The following is a 15,740-nucleotide window of genomic DNA, read 5'->3' as shown; positions in this document are numbered from 1 at the left end:
GAGCGAATGTAGCAGCGCCGCACTGAAAATCATCGGCGGTAGTTCAATTCACCTGGGGTGTATCGAGATTCGGGGCGACGGTGCCCCATGGAACCGACAGCACGCAGTCGCGCATACGACGACGGTAGGTGCGGAGCGGGAAACCTTCTTGCCGTAGGGATTCGGCTGCGGCACGCCAACGGATGCGGGGACCGAAGGGAGCCAGGGGAGCGGCGCGGGCCCACGCGCGATCGGCGGCGGTGAGCAAGGCATGGATCGGCTCACCCGGAATGTTGCGGTGGATCAAGGCTTTCGGTAGTCGCTCGGCGATATCGGAGGGCTGGTCGACGGTGAACGGGTCCCAGGCGAGGGTGAGCGATTGCGGGCCGGAGCGGTCGAGCAGGACCCAGGCGCAGCGGCGGCCGAGTTCGTCGCAGGTGCCGTCGATCAGCACACCGTCCGGCGCGAGACCGGACAGGATGGTGGACCAGGCTTCCGGCACCGCCGATTCCGGGTACTGGCGCAGGACGTTGAAGGCCCGCACCAAAACCGGTCGCAGACCGGCCAATTCGAACCCGCCGCGGGCGAAGGTGACCCCGTCGCGGCCGGGCACGACCCGTTCCGGATCGATCTCCAGGCCGACGACGCGTACGTCCGGGCGCACGGTGCGCAGCCGTGCCGCCAATTCCAGCGTCGTCCACGGGCTCGCGCCGTAACCGAGGTCCACCATCAGCGGATCGGCCGCCGCCCGCAGCCGCGCGGTCACCAGGTCGTCGTGCATCAGCCAGCGGTCACTGCGCCGTAGCCGATTGACGCCGGTGGTACCGCGGGTGATGGTGCCGACCGGTTTGGTCAGCTGGTTGGGTGGTGTTCGTCCAGCCACTGCACCGTGAATTCCGCTTCGGCACGGAACAGATCGATCAGGTTCACCAGGATCAGCTGCTCCAGCCGGGGACCGACCATCGGGATGAACACCTTCGCCTCCGAGGAGAAGCGCATGGTGCACCCGGTCTCGGTGGGGAACAGGCGGATGGTGCCGCCGAGGCTGCCCGGCCCGGCCGGGATCGCGGCCGAGTACTTGCCGGTGACTTCCTCGGCGCCGAACGGCCCGTAGCTCTCCTTGCGGGTGATGATCATGTCCTTGCGCATCACGGCCTGCGCGATCTCGGGGAGCATGTCGCGCGGCAGCACGTGGTGCAGCTCGACGTCGATGCCGCCGTCGCCGGCTTCTAAGTTCGCTACTTCGTTCCCCGGCGAGTACTTCCGCATCTCGGCCATCCGCGCGTCCCAGTAGTCGCGGTTGGACAGCGCCGCGTACAGCTCTTTGGTGGTATGCAGCGGGTAGCGCGCGGAGTAATCAAGTCGACGGGCCATGGATCGAGAGATTACTGGGTCGGATTGCCGCGGCCGCGCTTGGCGGTGCGGTCCACCACGCGAACAGGCCGGAAGTGTGCTGCCGCAACAACTTCCCGCCCGGCGGGAAATGCTTTGCGGGTCAGTGCGTGTCGAGCCAGGTGTTGGTGAACTCTTCCTCGTTCTTCAGCACCTCGGTCAGGTGCTCGGCGATCGCGGACTCGATCTTGCCGCCGAACAGCGGGATCTTCACCTCGATGGTGCCGTTGGCGGCGGCGGACGAACCCGCGCCGTCGTCGTTCAGCGTGATGGTGCCGCGCACCTCGGCGGGCGCGCCGTCGACGGTCGCCTGGAAGGTGGCCGAATCGCCGTTCCAGGTCTCGACGCGGGGGATGATCAGGTCGCCGGGGCGCACCGCGGTGATCGCGGCGGGCAGCAGCTCGGCGGCGATGGCCTGCACCAGCTGAACCCGGATCTGGTCGCCGTCGACGCTCACCGAGTCGAGCCGGGCGTTCGGCCCGCCGACCTCGGCAACGCGGTCTTTCCAGTACTGGTCGTTCGCGAACGCCGCGCGCACGGCGGCAGCGGGATGCGAGTAGCGGGCCGTGTACGCCAGCGGTGTAGCCATGGTCGGACACGCTACCGTCTGCCTGTGCGAACTTCACGTGTGGTGCCGTCGGATGTGCTGGCCGCCACCGGTGCCCGGATCCTTGAATCGGTGCCGCTGGCCGAGCTGACCACGTTGCGGGTCGGCGGTCCCGCCACGGTCGCCGAATGCGACACCACCGAAACGCTGGTCGCGACCGTGCGCGCGCTGGACGCGGCGGGTATCCGGGTGCTGCTCATCGCGGGCGGTTCCAACCTGCTGATCAGCGACGACGGTTTCGACGGCGTGGTGGTTCGGGTGGCGACCGAGGGCGTCGAGCTGAGCGCGGACGGTGTGCTGGCCGAGGCGGGCGCGAACTGGGACGCGGTCGTCGCGGCGACGGTCGCGGCGGGGCTGGGTGGGCTCGAATGCCTGTCCGGAATCCCGGGATCGGCCGGGGCGACGCCGGTGCAGAACGTCGGCGCGTACGGCGCGGAGGTGGCGAACCTGTTGCGTCGGGTGCAGTTGCTCGATCGTCGCAGCGGCGCGATCCGCTGGGTCGAGCCCGGCGAGCTCGGTTTCGGTTATCGCACCAGCGTGCTCAAGCATCGCGACGACGCACTTGTGCTCGCCGTCGACTTCGCGCTCGACCCGAGTGGTGCGAGCGCGCCGCTGCGTTTCGGCGAACTCGCGACCATGCTCGGTGCCGACAACGGCGAGTCCCGCCCGGCCGCCGAGGTCCGCGACGCCGTGCTGCGCCTGCGCGCGGGCAAGGGCATGGTCCTCGATCCCGCCGACCACGACACCTGGAGCGCAGGGTCCTTCTTCACCAACCCGGTGGTGCCCGAAGACCGGGTTTCCGCGGTCCGCGCCGCGATCTCGGCTCATGTGGGTGATGTCACGGTACCGACATATCCGGCGCCGGACGGGGTCAAGTTCTCCGCGGGCTGGCTCATCGAGCGGGCCGGGTTCGCCAAGGGTTTCCCGGGTCCGGACGCACCGGCCCGGCTGTCCACGAAACACACGCTTGCGCTCACGAATCGCGGCGGCGCGACCGCCGCCGACTTGGTGGATCTGGCCAGGACGGTGCGCGATGGTGTGGCCGAGCGATTCGGCATCGAGCTGGAGCCGGAACCCGTCACGGTTGATGTCACGCTGTAGCCGGTGAAACGGACACCACACCGTTCGCTAGCCGACCGAACGAGTTTGCCCGCGTAAATTCGATGAAGTGAGCAACCGTCCAGGGATCCGCAGACCGGTCGCCGCCGTGTCGGCCGTGCTGCTCGTCGTGGTCGCCTTGGTGGCCGGATGCAGCACCGGCAGCGGCGGCAACAACAACCCACCCCGCGACCCGGGCCCCGTCGCCAAGGTCAGCTTGGCCCCGGAGAACGATGCGAAGAAGGTCAACCCGACCGCGGCCGCCTCGGTCACCGTCGCCGACGGCACCATCGATCAGGTCGCGCTGACCAACGCCAACGGCAAGCAGGTGGCGGGCGAATTCGCCCCGGACAAGCGCAGTTACAAGATCACCGAGCCGCTCGGTTACGACGCCACCTACACCTGGTCGGGCACCGCGATCGGCACCGATCGCAAGCCCGTCCCGATCGACGGCAAGTTCAGCACGCTCGCGCCCAAGAACACCGTCCCGGCGACCATCAACATCGCCGACAACCAGGAGGTCGGCATCGCCGCACCGATCATCCTGCAGTTCAAGGCTTCTGTGCAGAACAAGGCCGAGGTGGAGAAGGCGCTGACCATCACGACCGACCCGCCCACCGAGGGCGCGTGGGCGTGGTTCCCCGACGACAACGGCTCCCGATTGCATTGGCGCCCCAAGGATTACTGGGTGCCCGGCACCACCGTGCACGTCTCGGCCAAGCTCTATGGGCTCGATCTCGGCGGCGGCAACTACGGATATTCCGATCTGACAACGGATTTCCGCATCGGCCGCAGCCAGATCGTGAAGGCCAACGCGCCGAGCCACCGCATGCAGGTCGTCCGGGATGGTAAGACCGTCTTCGATTTCGCCGTCAGTTACGGCGAGGGCAACGAGCCGCGCAACGTGACCCGCTCCGGGCTGCACGTGGTCACCGAGAAGTACGAAGACTTCATGATGACGAATCCGCCGTTCTACACCAACGTTCGCGAGCGCTGGGCCGTACGCATCTCCAACAACGGCGAATTCATCCACGCCAACCCGGAATCGCTGTCCGCCCAAGGGTCTTCGAACGTCACCAACGGCTGCATCAACCTGTCGCCAGGCGACGCCCAGGCGTACTTCCCGACCGCCCTCTACGGCGACCCGGTAGAAGTCACCGGCACCTCGATCCAGATGTCCGCCGCCGACGGCGACCTCTACGACTGGACCATCGACTGGTCCACCTGGAAGACGATGTCCGCCGAGGACGGATCCACCTCGGTCATCTCCGCCACCCCGGTCGCCCCCGGCCCGCCCCGCTGATCTCGTAAGCACCGAGACGCCCACCACAGACCAAGCGACAGATAGGTCGACTTCGCACACCTGGTTCGTCCTTCACATACCCCTCACCACGCCACGAGATATGTGAAGGACGAAGCAAGTATGCGAAGCGGCCTCGACAACGCCCTACCAGCTGACAACGCCGGAGCGTGTGCCACGAACAACGAGGAGGTCAGTGTAGGTAGCTGAGCTTGGAGTTGATGCTGTGCCAGAGATGAAGGTTTGGCCCTTCGGAGTCGCCGCTCGGGCGGAGGCTTCAAACCGCCACATGCTGCGTTGGCTGAAGACCGTCGTGGTGAGCGATGTGGAAAAGGCGTCGTGAGAGGCGTCAGGTGGGGACCAGGAAGATGAGTGAACCCGAACCGCTGTTGACGTGTCGTTACGTTCGAAGTGACGTCGAAACCGTGGCCATGTTCCGGGCTGCGGGAGCTGGGCCTGACAGGTTGTCCCGATTGATGGTCAGGTGGCGTCCGGCATTGAGGCGGCATGAGCCTGGTCTGCGGCTTTGGCATGGAACGTGGGAAGGCGTGCCCTGAAACCGTTTTCGTCGAGTAGATCGGCGGCGAGAGGGAAACCCCCGTCGCGGGGTGCGCCGGCGGACCGGCTCGTAGTAGTGGTGAAGCTTCTGTAATGGGTGTGGAGCGAAGGGGCCGGGTCGTCTGTGGCTGTTGTTTGTCCTGTCAACCGGGCCGTGTGGTCCGGGAGGAGCTGTGGTGAGCGAGCTGAAGTCGTCAGCGAAGTCGTTCGAGATTTTCAAGTGGGAAGTTCAGGAGGCATACGAGAAGGTCAAAGCGAACAAGGGTGCGCCGGGAGTGGACGCGGTGAGCTTGGCGGAGTTCGAAACCGATCTGAAGAACAATCTGTATCGGATCTGGAATCGGATGTCGTCGGGCAGCTACTTTCCGCCTCCGGTCAAAGCGGTGGAGATACCGAAATCGCATGGCGCGGGCACGAGGATGCTCGGGGTGCCCACGATTGCGGACAGGATCGCTCAAACGGTGGTGGCCGCGAGGCTGGAGAAGAGGGTCGAGCCGATCTTTCATCCGGATTCTTATGGTTACCGGCCGGGGCGGTCGCAGTTGGACGCGGTCGGGGTGGCTCGGCAGCGGTGTTGGAGATACGACTGGGTCATCGACTTGGACGTGGAGAAGTTCTTCGACAGTGTCCCTTGGGATCTCGTGCTCAAAGCGGTCCAGGCGCACACCGATCAGCGTTGGGTGGTGCTGTATGTGAAGCGGTGGCTCGAAGCGCCGCTTCAACTGCCCGATGGCACTGTGGCGCAACGAGATCGAGGTACCCCGCAGGGGTCCGCGGTCTCGCCTGTACTCGCGAACCTGTTCCTGCATTACGCGTTCGACATGTGGATGGTCCGGGAGTTCCCCGATGTCGTGTTCGAACGTTATGCCGACGATGCGATCGTGCACTGCGTCAGCGAACGCCAGGCTCGCCTGGTGCTGGCCGCGATCGAGAACAGGATGAGCGAGGTCGGGTTGCGGTTGCATCCGGACAAGACCCGGATCGTGTACTGCAAGGGCGGCAAACGGCGGGGCTCGGCTGAGCATACGTCGTTCACGTTCCTCGGTTACACATTCCGCGCTCGCAGTGCTCGCGACAAGCAGGGCAGGGTGTTCACCTCGTTTCTGCCCGCGATCAGTAAGGACGCTTTGACCAGGCTCGGTCGTACGGTACGGGGGTGGCGGTTACATCGCCGCACCGATCTCGGTTGGGCTGAACTCGCCGCGATGATCAATCCGGTCGTCCGGGGTTGGATGAACTATTACGGGGCGTTCTACCCTTCGGCGATACATAACCTTCTGGCCCGCATCAACACCTACCTGGTGCGGTGGATCCGCAAGAAGTTCAAACGGTTACGGCCGCGCCGCAAGGCCAGGGAGTACTGGGAACGCACCACCACCGAGTACCCGCGTGCCTTCGCCCACTGGCGTTGGGTGGCCTATCCGCTGATGATCAAGACGACAGGAGCCCGGTGAAGGGAGACCTTCACGCCGGGATCTGCGGGAGCCCGAGGGTGCAATCCCCTCGGGCCACCCGACCGCACACCCTTTGCATGAGCCGCACACCCCGTATACGGGGTGTGCGGCTCATGCAAAGGGTGTGCGGCCCCCAACTCGCCACGCCGCCAGCACAATCCGCACCCTCACTCGGGATCCGCACCGGCTCTATGGCCCTATTCCGAGTGCGGATCCCGAGAGAGAGTGCGGATCTCGGGCAGTACAAGCGAGGGGGTCGCTTCCGAGTTTGGTCGACAACCCAACCGCCGCTCGACCACCCACCTCTTGTCCACAGCGTTTGTGACGCAACCACAGCCAGATGACCACCTCGGGAGCTGAACATCGCGCACCTGACGTGCACCTAAAGCCGGGTACGGCACACGACGCGCCCACACTACTCACGGGAAAACCTGGGTAGGTCTTCAGTTCACTGGGCTGGTCACGTTGGGTCGTCCTTAGTTGTACTCACCCAGTAGGTACACCAACCCGGGGAATGATCGAGTAGTGCTGGGCACGTCGCCTGCCGTCCCCGGCTTTCTCTTCCGCGGCTTGGGATGGGCAGCGCTGGGGTTCCAGCGTGAGGACTGGCTGTGGTCCTGTTGCGGGAGCTCCGCGAATTGAGGCGAGTCGAATGGTTGCTGGGCGATCGAGGCGAGTCGAATGGTTGCTGTTGAAGATCGTTTAGCGACATATGACTCGCTTCGAATTGACCGTGTTCGCTGCGGGGTGCGGACGTGGGGGCTAGCGCCGCAGCGAGGAGTCCAGCTCCGGGTCGTTCTCGACGGCGTGGTCCGCGGCCCGCTCGGCGCGCACGGCGTCGTGCCGCTCGGCGAGCAGGTCGCGGATCTCGATGAGCAGTTCGGTCTCGGTCGGCTCGGCCGCCTTGGTGGTGCCGAAGCGGTTCTTGATCGTCTTCATCGGCAGCATCAGCACGAAATACAGCACGGCGGCGACCACGAAGAAGTTGATGAACGCGGTGATGATCGGGCCGACCTGGATGAAGGTCGCCGGTTTGCCCGAGATCAGCTGGATGCCGAGGCCGAGCTCGTTCTGATTGCCGAACACCGCGAGCAAAGGATTCACCACGCCCTTGGTCACCGAGGTGACCACCGCGGTGAACGCGGTGCCCATCACGACGGCAACCGCTAGGTCGATGACGTTCCCGCGCATCAGGAACTCTTTGAAACCTTTGAACATGAGCTAGCCCGCCTCTCCGCGTCTTTTGCCGGTCGCTAGGAGGTTGGCGAGTTTCTTCCCGGACCGGCGGTCTAGTGACTGGTGCTTTTGGACGTTCCCGGCGAGTTACCCATGTACTCGCGAGATAAGTTGTCGCGTCCGTGGGACAACTGGACGACAGACTAGTTCAGCTGCGTCGCGCGAAGCGTCCGGCGTCGGCCTGATCACGCGGCTTGACGATGATCTGGTCCAGGTTCACGTGCGACGGCCGGGACGCGACGAAGCCGATGATCTCCGCGATGTCCTGCGCGACCAGCGGGTCGATGCCCTCGTAGACCTTGGCGGCGCGCTCCTCGTCGCCGTCGAAGCGGACCAGCGAGAACTCGGTTTCCACTGCGCCGGGCGCGATTTCGGTGAGGCGCACGGGCTTGCCGAGCAGCTCACCGCGCAGCGTGCGGTGCAGCACGGCCTGCGCGTGCTTGGCCGAGGTGTAGCCCGCGCCGTTGTCGTAGGCGACGAAGGCGGCGACCGAGGTGATGGTGACGATCAGGCCGTCGCCGGACGCGATCAGCTTGGGCAGCAACGCTTTTGTGAGGCGCAGCGTGCCGAGCACGTTGGTCTCCCACATCCAGCGCCAGTCGTCCAGGTCGGCGTCGGCGACCGAGGCCATGCCCTTGGCGCCGCCCGCGTTGTTGACCAGGATGTCGGCGCGCTCGATCGCGTCGGCGAAGGCCTGCACCGAGTCATCCGAGGTCACATCGAGTTCCAGTGCGGTGCCACCGATTTCGTCGGCGACGCGCTGCAGGCGATCGAGCCTGCGGGCGCCGACGTAGACGTGGTAGCCCTGTTTGGCCAGTTCCCGGGCGGTGGCCTCGCCGATGCCAGAGCTGGCTCCGGTGACGACAGCGGTGCGAATGCTCATGAACCTGATCCTAAGTGCAGCCCGTTTACGGGCAGGAGCGCTGTTGTGGGGATCACCGTTAGCCTGGTCGGTATGGCTATTCGGGACGCGATGAGCGCGGATGGAACGAACATCGTCTACCGAGTGAGCGGCCCCGCCGACGCGCGTCCGCTGGTGCTGTTGCACGGGTGGTCGGCGAACCTGCGCTGCTGGGGGAGGGCGGCCGACGACCTCGCCGCGCGCTTCCGGGTACTCGCCGTCGACCTGCGCGGCCACGGCTATTCCGACGCTCCCGCCGCGGGCTACGACGACCCGAAGAACTGGGCCGCCGACGTCGCGGCCGTACTGGCGGCGGAGGGCATCGAGACCGGCGCGATTCTGCTCGGCTGGTCCTACGGCGGCATCGTGCTCAGCGACTACCTGACCGCGTACGGCACCGGCGCGCTCGCGGGCGTCGTCTTCACCAGCTCACAGGCCAATATCGGCCGCGGTGTGCCCGGCGCGGACACCGGTTCCGCCATGCTGGCCGCGATGCCCGGCGTCTTCGAGGAGAGCGCGGGCCGCGCGGTGCGTGCGTTCGGCGCCTTCGGCAACGCCAACACCGGACCCGGCGCGGACAAGGGCGCCGATGCCCAGCGCCTGTTCGGCACCAGCCTCGCCACCCTGCCCACGGTCCGCAAGGCGCTGTTCTACCGCACCACCGACAACACGGAAACCCTTCGCACACTGGACATTCCGGTGCTCGTCCTACACGGAACCGACGACCCGGTGGTGCCGATCGAGAACGGCCGCTACGTCTACGAGGCCGCCCCGGACGCCCGCGCGTCGTTCTGGGAGGGCGCGCAGCACGGCCTGTTCATCGAGGATCGAGCCCGCTTCATCGGCGAGGTCAGCATGTTCGCAGACAGCCTGTAGTCACGCTCGTAAGTCGCCGATTCTCCCGAGGTTTCCGGAGAATACCGTGGTAGCCGCCATAACAGGGCTCTGAACGGCCTGTGAGGGACTTCACCGAACCTCTGTGATAGCTCTCACTCGAGAGCGTGACGGTATGGAAGCCGGGAATCCAACGTGCACTATGGATAGTGTGAGTCAACGCCCGGACCTACGGCCGAACCGTGTCGCCGTGCTATCGGTGCATACCTCACCACTGGCTCAACCGGGCACCGGCGACGCGGGCGGCATGAACGTCTATGTCCTGCAGACCGCGCTACAGCTGGCCCGACGCGGCACCGAGGTGGAGATCTTCACCCGGGCCACCGCCTCCAATCTGCCGCCCGTGCAAGAAGCGGGCCCCGGCGTGCTGGTGCGCAACGTGGTGGCCGGCCCGTTCGAGGGACTCGACAAACACGATCTGCCCACCCAGCTCTGCCCGTTCACCGCGGAAGTGCTGCGCCAAGAGGCGCGCCATCTGCCCGGCTACTACGACCTCGTGCACTCGCACTACTGGCTGTCCGGCCAGGTCGGCTGGCTGGCCAGGGACCGCTGGCGGGTGCCGCTGGTGCACACCGCGCACACGCTGGCCGCAGTGAAGAACGCCGCGCTCGCGGAGGGTGACTGTCCGGAGCCACTGACCCGCGAGATCGGCGAGAAGCAGGTGATCGGCGAGGCCGATCGGCTGGTCGCCAACACCGCAGATGAGGCACGCCAGCTCGTCGAGCTGTACAGCGCAGATCCTGAGCGCATCGATGTGGTGCCGCCCGGCGCGGACCTGATTCGCTACCAGCCCGGCGACAAGGCGGCGGCCCGCGCGGCGCTCGGCCTGTCGGCCGACGAGCAGGTTGTCGCGTTCGTCGGCCGGATCCAGCCGTTGAAGGCGCCGGACGTGCTCGTCCGTGCCGCCGCCGAGGTGCTGCGCAACGATCCCACCCACAAACTGCGCGTGCTGATCGTCGGCGGCCCGTCCGGCTCCGGCCTGGAACGCCCGGACGCGCTGATCGAGCTCGCCGCCGCCCTCGGCATCGCCGACCGGGTCACCTTCCTGCCGCCGCAGCCGCCGGACCGACTGGTCCTCGTCTACCGCGCCGCTGATCTGGTCGCGGTCCCGAGCTACAACGAATCCTTCGGCCTGGTCGCGATCGAGGCCCAGGCCAGCGGCACCCCGGTGCTCGCCGCCGACGTCGGCGGGCTCGGCACCGCGGTCCGGCACGGCGAAACCGGCCTGCTGGTCCCCGGCCACCGCACCGCCGATTGGGCGGGCGCCCTCGGCTATCTGCTCGACGACGCCGACCGCCTGCGCCGGATGAGCGGGCGCGCGGTCGAGCACGCCGCCAACTTCTCCTGGGAGCACACCGCCGACGGATTGCTCGCCAGCTACTTCGCCGCACTGGCCGATTTCCGCGCCGAGCGCGCCGGCGTGGGCGTGGGCCGGGTGGCCGCGAGCGGCACCACGCTGCGTGACGACGTGCATGATCGGGTACCCGGTGAACGCACTAGCCTGGAATCCAGTCAGGCCAGGTCGCGGGCGCTCTGGCGGCGCCGGATGGGAGCACGTCGATGAACGAAGTGCAGGCTACCGCTCAGCTGATCGATGAGACCCTGCGTGACCGGGAGATCGAGTACGAACGTTCCGGCGCGGAGATCTTCGTCGTCATCCTGCCCGGTGAGCGCAAGTTGAAGACCACCGTGATGCTGACTGTCGGCAAGCACGGGGTGCGCATCGAGTCGTTCGTCTGCCGCAAGCCGGACGAGAACTTCGAGGGCGTCTACAAGTTCCTGCTGCGGCGCAACCGCAGGCTCTACGGCGTCGCCTACACCCTGGACCGGGTCGGCGACATCTACCTGGTCGGGCAGACCGCCACGCACGCCGTCACCGCCGACGAACTCGACCGGCTGTTCGGTCAGATTCTCGAGGCCGTCGACGCCGATTTCAACGTGCTGCTCGAGCTCGGCTTCGCCGAATCCATTCGCAAGGAATGGAAGTGGCGCGTCTCGCGCGGTGAATCGCTGAAGAATCTGCGTGCCTTCGAACACCTGGTAGACGCGGCCGACAAGCCGTAAGTTCACTGCGATGACGGTTCTTGCGTTGGATATCGGCGCGACGAAGTTCGCGGCCGGTGTGGTGCACAACGGCATCGAGGTGCCGGACGTGCACCGGGTCGATGTGCCGCCGGAGAAGGTCTGGGACGCCTGCCGCGGCCTGCTGCTCGAGGTGGCCGGGGATCAGCCGATCACCGCCATCGGCATCGGTTCGGCCGGACCGGTCGACGTGCGTACCGGCATCACCGCCCCGCTGAACATCCCCGAATGGAAGTCGGGCTTCGCGATCGTCGCCGCGGTGCAGGAGCTGTTCCCCACGGCGGCGATCCGATTCGCCATCGACGGTGCCTGCCTGGCCCTGGCCGAGCATCACGTCGGCGCGCTGCGCGGGATACCGAACGGGTTGGCGATGACGGTCTCGTCGGGGATCGGCGGCGGGATCATCGCGGACGGCCGGGTCGTCATGGGCCGCACCGGCAATGCCGGTCACATCGGTCATATCGTGGTGCCCGGCTGGGACGTGCCCTGCCTGTGCGGCGGCGTCGGCTGTGTCGAGGCGGTCGCCAGCGGCATGTCCTCGGTGCGCTGGGCGGTCCAGCAGGGCTGGCAAGGCAAGACCGGCAAAGAGCTGGCCGAGGCCGCGCACGCCGGCGACGAGATCGCCCTCGCCGCGCTGCACCGGGCGGGCACCGCGCTGGGTCAGGCGATCGCCTCGGCCGCGGCGCTGCTCGATGTCGACATCGCCGTCATCGGCGGTGGTTTCGCGCAATCCGGTGCGCCACTGTGGGATCCGATGCGCGCGGCGCTGGCCAAGCACGCCGCCCTCGACTTCACCCGCGAACTGCGCGTCGTGCTGTCGCAGATCACCAACGGTGCGACCCTCGTCGGCGCGGGCGTGCTCGCCGCGGGCCACGCCGCCGCTGCGGGCCTCGGCTGAGGCCTCGAGCTCCCGGGTAACGCTGTCACCCCGATTTCGGCACATGGAAGGATGGCCCGCATGACCTACACCCTCGTGCTGCTGCGCCACGGCGAGAGCGAATGGAATGCCCTGAATCTGTTCACCGGCTGGGTGGACGTGCATCTGACGGACAAGGGCATCGCCGAGGGCAAGCGCGCGGGGGAGTTGCTGGCCGAGCACGGCATCCTGCCCGACGTGGTCTACACCTCGCTGCTGCGCCGCGCGATCAGCACCGCCAACCTCGCGCTGGACGCCGCCGACCGGCACTGGATCCCGGTGATCCGGGACTGGCGGCTCAACGAGCGCCACTACGGCGCGCTGCAGGGCAAGAACAAGGCGCAGGTCCGCGACCAGTACGGCGACGAGCAGTTCATGCTGTGGCGCCGCAGCTACGACACCCCGCCGCCGCCGATCGACCCGGCCGACGAGTACAGCCAGGAGGGCGACCCGCGCTACGCGAGCATCGACGTCCCGAAGACCGAATGCCTGCTCGACGTGGTGAAGCGGATGGTCCCGTACTGGGAAGACACCATCTCCAAGGACCTGCTCACCGGCAAGACCGTGCTGGTCGCCGCGCACGGTAACTCGTTGCGCGCCTTGGTCAAGCACCTCGATCAGATCTCCGACGAGGACATCGCCGGTCTGAACATCCCGACCGGCATTCCGCTGCGCTACGAGCTGGACGAGAACCTGCGCCCGGTCCGCCCCGGCGAATACCTGGACCCGGAAGCGGCCGCCGCGGGCGCCGCCGCCGTCGCCAATCAGGGCGGCAAGTAACCCTTTCCGACGACCACCAACGCGCCGCGCCCTGAATCGGGCGCGGCGCGTTGCTGCGCAGCGGGCTCGGCCGGTCGCGCTGCGTGATAGCTGGAGCCTCGGGCCCAGGTTAAATCCGTGCTGGTCAGGGGTGTTATCCGACACAACACCGAGCTGAGTGCCAGTGGTCGGTGGCGAGTTCATGCGAGTGCACAGTGAGCGTTGGTTCTCACCGGCGCATCCTGCTGAAACGCTTTCTACCAGCGGTTTGGGCGTGGCATGCTCGCTCGAGTTGCTGTATGTGAACCTCTATTCGAAATAAGTACGTGTTACTCCTTGTCATTACCGACAAGTAGGTATGTACACTTTGGTCGTTCGACCAGCCCGAGAGGTAGATCACGTCTGATGAAGCATGTGTTGCGCGCAACGGTCGCGGCAGTTGCCGCCGCGATGCTCGTCCCCTTCCTCACCAGCGGCGCCTCCGCCGCGCCCGCACCGACCGGCCCCGACGGCGGTGCCGCCGGAGCGGCCTGGCAGGCGACCCAGGATGGTCCGCAGCAGTATCCGAACATCAACATCCAATGGGATGTCCCGATCACGATGAGTGACGGAACTGTCTTGAAGGGCAACGTCTATCGCCCCGCGGACGTGTTCGGTCGCCCGATCGATACGCCGACGCCGACGGTCGTCAACCTCACGCCGTACACCAAGCTGGTGTCCAACCTCGCGGATCACGCGCAGGCCATCCCCGGCCTGTCCGACGCGCTGTTCGGCCTGCTCCGCCAGATCGATATGAGCGGCACCCCGCTGTCCGGCGTCACCGACCTGACCAAGGGCTTCGCCGGCGGCGAGCTGCGCAACTTCACCGTCGATCGCCAGCTCATCAAGAGCGGCTACTCGCAGGTGGTCGTCGATGTCCGCGGCACCGGTTTCTCCCAGGGCGTCTGGGACATGTTGCGCCAGCGCGAGCAGCAGGACACCGTCGAGGTGATCGACTGGACCGCCCGCCAGCCGTGGTCCAACGGCCGCATCGGCATGAACGGCATCTCCTACTCCGGCATCAACCAGGTGCAGGCCGCCGAGAAGCATCCGGCCGCGCTGCAGGCGATCTTCCCCGTGGTGCCGGGCAGCGACCTGATGAACGACGTGCTCGCCCCCGGCGGCGGCTTCGGTTTCAACTTCATCCCGCTCTGGCTCACCGCGATCAACGGGCTCAAGCTGGTGCCCGACCTGGCGTCGGTGCTCAACGGGCAGTTCGACACCCAGTGGCTGGCCGACCGCGTCCGAGATCCGTTGACGTTCATGGACGTGCTGCTCAACGTCTACACCACCGCCCGCATCGATGACCTCGACCCACGCGCCAAGGAACTGCTCACTGGCAGCTCGACTCCGCGCGCGGGCTGGCTGGGCGACCCCTCGAACATCGATGTGCCGACCTTCGTCACCGGCGGCTGGCACGACCTGTTCACCTACTCGGAATCGAAGATCTACAACGAGATTCCGCTGCCCGCAGGCAAGAAGCAGCTGCTGATGGGCAACACCTACCACGTCAACTCCGGCAACGAGTACGCCAAGCCCGGCCTGCCGCCGCGGCTGGACGTGCTGCAGCGCGCGTGGTTCGACAAGTGGCTCAAAGACATCGACAACGGCATCGATTCCTACGGCCCGATCACGTTGCGGCAGCAGGGCGGTGGCTGGATCACCACCGACTCGTTCGCCGAGCCGACCGAGAACTCCGGTGCCGCGCAGGAGCCGACGCATCGACGGATGTACCTGTCCGCCAACCGGAGTGGCACCGCGAACAGCGTCTACGACGGATCGTTGACCGCGGACGCCAACGGCGACACCGCGCGGTTGACCATCGCGCCCGGCCTGACCAGTCTGTGCTCCAACGACGCGGCACAGGGCAGCGCGGGCATCCTGTCGATCATCGACGGCTGCGCGAAGGACTCGCGGATCGAGGAGTCGAACGGGTTGACCTTCACCAGTAACCCGGTCGCCGAGCCGACCACCGTCTCCGGGCGGATCGCGGTGCGACTCAACACCGTTCAGGACGCCTCGGACGGCTACTGGGTGGCCACGGTCAACGACGTCGCGCCGGACGGGCAGTCCACTGTGTTGTCCTCCGGGCAGCTGATGGCGTCGCTGCGCGAGGTCGACGAGGCCAACAGCAGCAAGTCCGCCAACGGCGACTACACCGATCCGCGGGCGTTCACCTCGCTGGATCACCGGCAGCCGACGGTGCCCGGTGAGGCGACGACCCTGGATATCGCCCTGCCCGCCACCGAGGCGATTCTGCAGCCGGGCCACCGCCTGCGCGTCGATGTCTACGCGGGCAACTTCCCGAAGGGTCTGCCGATCCTGCCGATGCTGCTCGATACCGGCCTGAAACCGCAGCACGTGCAGCTGGATCCGAGCCGGCCGAGCTTCGTGAATGTGCCGGTACGCGGTAATCCCGGTTGGTGATTGCGGTCTGAATACCCGAAAGGGCGCCTTCGTTTCGAGAGATTCGAGCGAAGGCGCCCTTTTGTTTAGTACGAGATGTCAGTACTGCGGCCGGATCA

The 15,740-nt window shown here is 66.6% G+C and carries 14 protein-coding genes; 9 read left to right on the top strand and 5 right to left on the bottom strand.

The genetic code is table 11. The features are described from left to right. Positions 1-43 precede the first annotated feature (43 nt). The 3 genes from ACQPW1_RS45435 to ACQPW1_RS45425 all read right to left on the bottom strand — a co-directional run bounded on the left by ACQPW1_RS45435 (position 44) and on the right by ACQPW1_RS45425 (position 1,960). Positions 44-862, bottom strand: a complete 819-nt coding sequence (locus ACQPW1_RS45435) for a class I SAM-dependent methyltransferase (RefSeq protein WP_433659881.1) — start codon at positions 860-862, stop codon at positions 44-46. Continuing rightward, positions 832-1,353, bottom strand: coding sequence for a DUF2505 domain-containing protein (locus ACQPW1_RS45430; protein WP_433659879.1), 522 nt, complete (start codon positions 1,351-1,353; stop codon positions 832-834). Before ACQPW1_RS45430 ends, ACQPW1_RS45435 begins: the two co-directional genes overlap by 31 nt. A gap of 121 nt (positions 1,354-1,474) precedes the next feature. Further along, positions 1,475-1,960, bottom strand: coding sequence for a DUF2505 domain-containing protein (locus tag ACQPW1_RS45425; RefSeq protein WP_433659877.1), 486 nt, complete (start codon positions 1,958-1,960; stop codon positions 1,475-1,477). A gap of 24 nt (positions 1,961-1,984) precedes the next feature. Between ACQPW1_RS45425 and ACQPW1_RS45420 the strand changes: the two genes are divergently transcribed. From ACQPW1_RS45420 to ltrA, 3 genes are all read left to right on the top strand, one after another. Next, a complete protein-coding gene (locus tag ACQPW1_RS45420; RefSeq protein ID WP_433659875.1) occupies positions 1,985-3,079 on the top strand; it encodes a UDP-N-acetylmuramate dehydrogenase in 1,095 nt (364 codons plus the stop codon). A gap of 67 nt (positions 3,080-3,146) precedes the next feature. Then, positions 3,147-4,379 (top strand): L,D-transpeptidase, encoded by a 1,233-nt coding sequence (locus ACQPW1_RS45415; RefSeq protein ID WP_433659873.1) that lies wholly within the window; start codon positions 3,147-3,149, stop codon positions 4,377-4,379. Between the two features lie 731 nt (positions 4,380-5,110). Then, the gene (gene ltrA, locus ACQPW1_RS45410) at positions 5,111-6,388 is read left to right on the top strand and encodes a group II intron reverse transcriptase/maturase (RefSeq protein WP_433655162.1); all 1,278 of its coding nucleotides are present in this window, start codon (positions 5,111-5,113) and stop codon (positions 6,386-6,388) included. 762 nt (positions 6,389-7,150) lie between these two features. Here the strand turns inward: ltrA and mscL are convergent. Together mscL and ACQPW1_RS45400 are read right to left on the bottom strand one after the other, a co-directional pair. Next, positions 7,151-7,606 carry a large conductance mechanosensitive channel protein MscL gene (mscL, locus tag ACQPW1_RS45405; protein ID WP_433659871.1) on the bottom strand — a complete coding sequence of 152 codons (456 nt, stop codon included), beginning with the start codon at positions 7,604-7,606 and terminating at the stop codon, positions 7,151-7,153. Between the two features lie 166 nt (positions 7,607-7,772). Continuing rightward, on the bottom strand, positions 7,773-8,507 hold the full coding sequence (locus ACQPW1_RS45400; RefSeq protein ID WP_433659869.1) for an SDR family NAD(P)-dependent oxidoreductase: 735 nt from the start codon (positions 8,505-8,507) through the stop codon (positions 7,773-7,775). A gap of 72 nt (positions 8,508-8,579) precedes the next feature. Here ACQPW1_RS45400 and ACQPW1_RS45395 point away from each other — a divergent pair, with 72 nt between their 5' ends. The 6 genes from ACQPW1_RS45395 (at position 8,580) to ACQPW1_RS45370 (ending at position 15,642) form a co-directional block, all read left to right on the top strand. Further along, positions 8,580-9,401 (top strand): alpha/beta fold hydrolase, encoded by an 822-nt coding sequence (locus tag ACQPW1_RS45395; RefSeq protein ID WP_433665529.1) that lies wholly within the window; start codon positions 8,580-8,582, stop codon positions 9,399-9,401. 160 nt (positions 9,402-9,561) lie between these two features. Beyond that, positions 9,562-10,983 carry a D-inositol-3-phosphate glycosyltransferase gene (gene mshA, locus ACQPW1_RS45390; RefSeq protein ID WP_433659867.1) on the top strand — a complete coding sequence of 474 codons (1,422 nt, stop codon included), beginning with the start codon at positions 9,562-9,564 and terminating at the stop codon, positions 10,981-10,983. Beyond that, positions 10,980-11,483 carry a YbjN domain-containing protein gene (locus ACQPW1_RS45385; protein ID WP_433659866.1) on the top strand — a complete coding sequence of 168 codons (504 nt, stop codon included), beginning with the start codon at positions 10,980-10,982 and terminating at the stop codon, positions 11,481-11,483. The genes mshA and ACQPW1_RS45385 overlap by 4 nt, the downstream gene beginning before the upstream one ends. 10 nt (positions 11,484-11,493) lie before the next feature. Further along, positions 11,494-12,399 (top strand): ROK family protein, encoded by a 906-nt coding sequence (locus ACQPW1_RS45380; protein ID WP_433659864.1) that lies wholly within the window; start codon positions 11,494-11,496, stop codon positions 12,397-12,399. A gap of 60 nt (positions 12,400-12,459) precedes the next feature. Further along, on the top strand, positions 12,460-13,197 hold the full coding sequence (locus tag ACQPW1_RS45375; protein ID WP_433659862.1) for a phosphoglyceromutase: 738 nt from the start codon (positions 12,460-12,462) through the stop codon (positions 13,195-13,197). Positions 13,198-13,581: 384 nt separating this feature from the next. Further along, positions 13,582-15,642, top strand: a complete 2,061-nt coding sequence (locus ACQPW1_RS45370) for a CocE/NonD family hydrolase (protein ID WP_433659860.1) — start codon at positions 13,582-13,584, stop codon at positions 15,640-15,642. The last annotated feature ends 98 nt before the right edge of the window (positions 15,643-15,740 follow it).

The sequence above is a fragment of the Nocardia sp. CA-128927 genome, from assembly GCF_050955855.1.
GTDB lineage: Bacteria > Actinomycetota > Actinomycetes > Mycobacteriales > Mycobacteriaceae > Nocardia.
Note: the sequence above shows the minus strand (reverse complement) of the source record. Positions and strands in the feature narration are given on the sequence as shown.